This is a genomic window from Pseudomonas sp. P5_B2 (assembly GCF_056400445.1).
Genome location: NZ_JBFULH010000357.1, coordinates 1 through 4,259 on the forward strand (window position 1 = coordinate 1; position 4,259 = coordinate 4,259).

Sequence of the window (4,259 nt, forward strand, 5' to 3'; positions counted from 1 at the left end):
GGGTCACGCCATCCACCTCGGCGCAGATCGGGTGTTCGCGGTCCAAGTCGAATTCAGGCGCCTGACCCTTCAGCCATTCCACGAACAGCATCGGCGCGGGGATGGCGTGGCTTTCCAGCGGCTCGCCTTCCAGACGGCTGGGATAGATACGAATCATCGGTAGTACTCCACGCGAACAAACCGGCGCTCGAAACGACGGATAGGGGTAAAGCTGACGTTGCGGCGAGGGTTGATCTCCAGCACCTCAAGCGCACCATTGATCTCCACGACGATGCCGACGTGGTCCTGAACGCTCCCGCGATAAGCGGCGACAACCGCGCCATGCCCCGGCGCGCACGGAGTGACGGTGCGCTGGATCATGTCATCGCACGCCCGGGCAAAGCCGCCATCCGCCTTGCGCATCTCGGACCACTCCGGCCAGTCCGGTAGACCCAAGTCGCGCCGAACCTCCAGCACCAACCCATAACAGTCAACCTGCGGCCACAGTCGACCGCCCTCGACGTACTGACCGAGGGTGTATTTTTCGAGGTTCATAGGTAGCGAAGCCCTGGGAATTTGTTCAGGTTGTAGGTGTTGCGCGGCCAGCCGGTGTCGAGCAGGTCGAAATAGCCGGCGGTGATCGATGCCTGGGTTGCGGTTACGGTGCCTGACTTGATCTTGAAACGATGGGGCGCGTGGGCCGGGGCCCCGAGGTCGTCGGAGGTATAGACCCGATAGACCAACGACATGCTGCGCCGAGCGGCCAAGGCTGAGCGGATAAACGCAGAGGCGATGCCATCGATGTTGCTCAGGGCAAATTTCAGATCCTGCGTGCCGTCGTCATTGCGCGCCGGGATGGCCAGGTCCATTCCGCACGGCGTACACGTCACAATGCCGCCGCTCTCCAGCATCACCATCAGGGGATCCCAGCCCTTGGTCATGTAGTAGGTCGTGAGGCCGTCGGATATCTGCAGCACTTCATGGATGATTTCAGGACCCGCACTGGCATACAGCCTTTTCAGAATGCTCATCGCGCCGTCCTCCTCAACCCATAACCACTGGTGAGTGCGCGGGTGACCTCGCCGTTACCCTGAGCCAGATCGCGAGCGATTTCGCGCTTGGCCTGTTTGATGATGATCTTCATCTGATCGCCGTCACGCTGCGTCTCCACCTGGGCGCTGGCATAGTTGTGCACAGCGACATCCATGTTCCCTTTACCCTCATCCCGAGAGAAGCGATCAAGCGTGCGGTCAAGCTTGGCGCTCGTTTCAGCGGTGGTTACGCGCTCACCTTTCTTCAGGTTCCAAGTGCCGTCAGCCGGCACGGAATCGATACCGTCATGCGCCTGACCATCAAGGGATGCGCCTACTGCGGTCATCAGCACGCCTGCCGCCGCTGTTGCCGCGATGGCCGCTCCGGGCGCGACCGCCGGCCCAACAAACGGAATACCGACCATGGCGGTGAATGCACTGAGGCCGGCCATAGCAACTTGAGCCGCTGCGTAAGAAAGCAGCGCATGACCCACTGACTGGATAAAACTGGATGCCAATCCCTCGGCATCGAGCTTGCCAGTTTCCGCCCACTCCGAAATGGCATCGGTGAGATTGTGAAAAGTCTCTGCGCCGACGCTCTGCATTGAGCTGTAAAGATCCATGCTGGCTTCGGCTTGAGTGGCCACGCCGCTGATGAACCCAGTCACCCCGTCGTTCTGAAGACTATCCACTCTGCTGTAATAGTCCTCTTGCAAGAGCACTCGCTCTGCCAAAGCTTCCCGGAGCATTTCTGTTTCGGTGTCGTACAGGCTTTGGGTGATATCGCCGGCGTTCAATTGTTTTTGCAGATCGGCCATCTGCTTGTTGTGATCTTGCTGAAGCGCCAGGTCCTGCCGCATCCGGTCCCGGGTCTGTTCGCCCATGGCTGCGCCCGCAAGGTCCATGTCAAAACCCAAGCGAACGGTATCGTTTTCAGCATGGAGATTGGCTGCGAAAGCAGCCGACTTGGCCGATTCCTCGTTGGCGATCTTGAGCTTTTGCAGCACATCGAGCTCAGCTGCCAGCCCTTCCAATCGTTTTTGCTGAGTAGCGTTGATGCCAACCAACTTTCCAGATGCCAGTTCAAACCTGAGTTTGTCTGCTTCCGTGGCTTTTTTCTGTGCGTCGGCCGAGGTATTGATCAGGGCGATTTGCCGCTGGTAATCGGTGACGGCATCCTCGCCCCGTTTTGTCAGTGCTGTCGCAGCGGTGGCTGCTGCCGTTGCGGCCTGCTTCGAAGCTGCAGCGCTTTTCTTCTCGGCCTCAACAGCCGCCTCGCTCGCATCCAGGGTCTTGGCCTTAGCAACAAGCAGTTCACCCTCTCCTGCTTTCAGGCCCGTGACAAGACCAGCTCCTATACGGGCGGCGAGTTTATCAGCGCTCGTCTTCTTGCCGGAAAGCACTATCTGTTCATCTAGTGTCTTGGCCAGATCTTTAAAGGCTTTCGACTGTTCTACCACCACCGGCGCGGCAAGGATCCCGTTCAGCACGGTGATTTGCGAACCAAAGGCCTCGACCTTTTGGCGGGCTGTATCGAGCTCGCCTTGTGCGGTAATCAGCGACTCGTTCCATTCGCGCTGACGGGAGTCATCAGGGTGATCGCGCAGCAATCGTTGGTACTGTGAAACAGCGCTCTCTGCGTCGAGTGCCCCCAGCTGCGCGTCCATCAAATCTTGGTTGATGTCCTGCAGGGCCGCCGCAGCCTGATTCTTCGTGAACCCGTCGAATGACTTATTCAGATAATCAATTTTACTGGCCAGCGACGTCGCCGTTTCATCGGCGTCATCGCCGCTGGTGGCGAAGTAGGCAAGCGCACTCGCAGCGAGCAGCACAACGCCGACTGGCCCCCCAAGTAGCGCCATAGCCGCCGATACGCCACGGGCAGCCACACCTATTCCGACTAGTCCCGCAGCTGTTGCGGGGGCTACACCGGCCATGCGTGCAAGTGCTAACTGATAGCGAACCGCCTCGACCTGAGCCGCGGCGAAAGCTACAGCAGTACCAACGGCGCTGGCGGCAAGGCGAGTTGTCAACACCACTGCCAGAGCCGTAGCTGCTTGCGCGGTCAGACCTAGCGCAGTGCGGGCCTCCGGAGATCCCAAAGCCGAGTTAAACGCCTCAACTGCCGCGCGAGCACCATCGAGACTACCCTCACCGGTTAGTAGCCCGGCAACAGTATTGCGCAACGCATCCAGCGACCCGCCGAAGGTGTCGCGCGCAGCCGCAGCGGCACCGCTATACGATTCCTCGAGCGCATTCAGGATGATGCCTTGAGCACCAGCCACATCACCCACGGACTCAAATGACTCCGCAAGCTTCTTTTGATCTTCAGTAAATCTGAAACCTTGTTTGCTCAGAGCGCCGAGGCCGTCTGTCGGTACGTCCAGCGCCCGACCAATTGTTTCGGCGGCTTGCTGAACAGTGGTTCCCGTGCGAGCAGCCATGTCAGATGYGGCTTTAAGAGCTCGCGTGAATTGGTCACCAACTACGCCGGTGAAGGCGAGCAACGCTGTTTGCGCCTGGTTGATATCACCGCCGGAAAAAGTTGTGGCATTCTCCATGGCGTCGGCCATTTCGTTGAGCTGGTCTCGACTGAAGCCTGCCGACTCACCCGTCGACTTAAGCACAGCTGCAAGCTGGGCCTGTTCCTTTTCAGCATCCCGAGTCTCGGCGATGAAAGTGGTGAGCACCGCTCCCACAGAAAAACCGGCAACAGCTCCCGCAACGACTTCGCCAAGTGCATCCCACGCAAGCGAAGCCATATTTGCAGAGTCGGCGATCCCTTTGCCCGACTTCCGAGCAGCCACCTCGGCCTTGTCCAAAGGACCGGTAAAACCACCGATGCGCGCGATAAGATCGAGCGTCAGCGTGCCCAGTGAATTAGCCATCTATAACTCCAAGCGACACCGGCCCTTTCGGATTGGCGAAGTGACCTATTTTTATGCCCATGTCTCCATGGCCTGTTCCAGCGTCAGAGGCGGCTCCGAATCGTGCGGCATGAAGTCGTAGATTTTGAAACCGCCCTTCGTGCTTTTGGAGTTGGCATAGAGCGCCGCCAACATCGCCGTACCTCGCTCTATGCGCATGCCCCAGTTGAGTGATCCTCGCTTTTGGCGATATCTCACCCAACTGCGAAACTCGGCAAGACTCAGGCGCTCTTTGGCTTCCGCGATCGTGGCTCCGATCGAGATCGCAATTTCGTGCCAGAGCTCGTCGGCGTCGGAGAGCTCGTCATCTTTCCCAACTGGT

At 58.9% G+C, this 4,259-nt stretch carries 4 protein-coding genes; all 4 read right to left on the minus strand.

All coding sequences use genetic code 11. The features are described 5' to 3' along the window. Nucleotides 1-153: 153 nt before the first annotated feature. Complete coding sequence (locus AC1DRJ_RS20265; protein ID WP_477803714.1) at nucleotides 154-534, minus strand: nitrite transporter; 381 nt, start codon at nucleotides 532-534, stop codon at nucleotides 154-156. Continuing rightward, the gene (locus AC1DRJ_RS20270; protein WP_477803715.1) at nucleotides 531-1,010 is read right to left on the minus strand and encodes a DUF1833 family protein; all 480 of its coding nucleotides are present in this window, start codon (nucleotides 1,008-1,010) and stop codon (nucleotides 531-533) included. The genes AC1DRJ_RS20265 and AC1DRJ_RS20270 overlap by 4 nt, the downstream gene beginning before the upstream one ends. Further along, on the minus strand, nucleotides 1,007-3,898 hold the full coding sequence (locus AC1DRJ_RS20275) for a phage tail tape measure protein (protein WP_477803716.1): 2,892 nt from the start codon (nucleotides 3,896-3,898) through the stop codon (nucleotides 1,007-1,009). Before AC1DRJ_RS20275 ends, AC1DRJ_RS20270 begins: the two co-directional genes overlap by 4 nt. A gap of 51 nt (nucleotides 3,899-3,949) precedes the next feature. Further along, nucleotides 3,950-4,259: phage tail assembly protein T (locus AC1DRJ_RS20280; protein WP_477803717.1), on the minus strand; the 310-nt coding region annotated here is incomplete at its 5' end.

Bases quoted from the DNA above. Each gene is read 5' to 3' on its own strand.
- AC1DRJ_RS20265 (WP_477803714.1), bottom strand. From the start codon at position 534: ATGAACCTCGAAAAATACACCCTCGGTCAGTACGTCGAGGGCGGTCGA.
- AC1DRJ_RS20270 (WP_477803715.1), bottom strand. From the start codon at position 1,010: ATGAGCATTCTGAAAAGGCTGTATGCCAGTGCGGGTCCTGAAATCATC.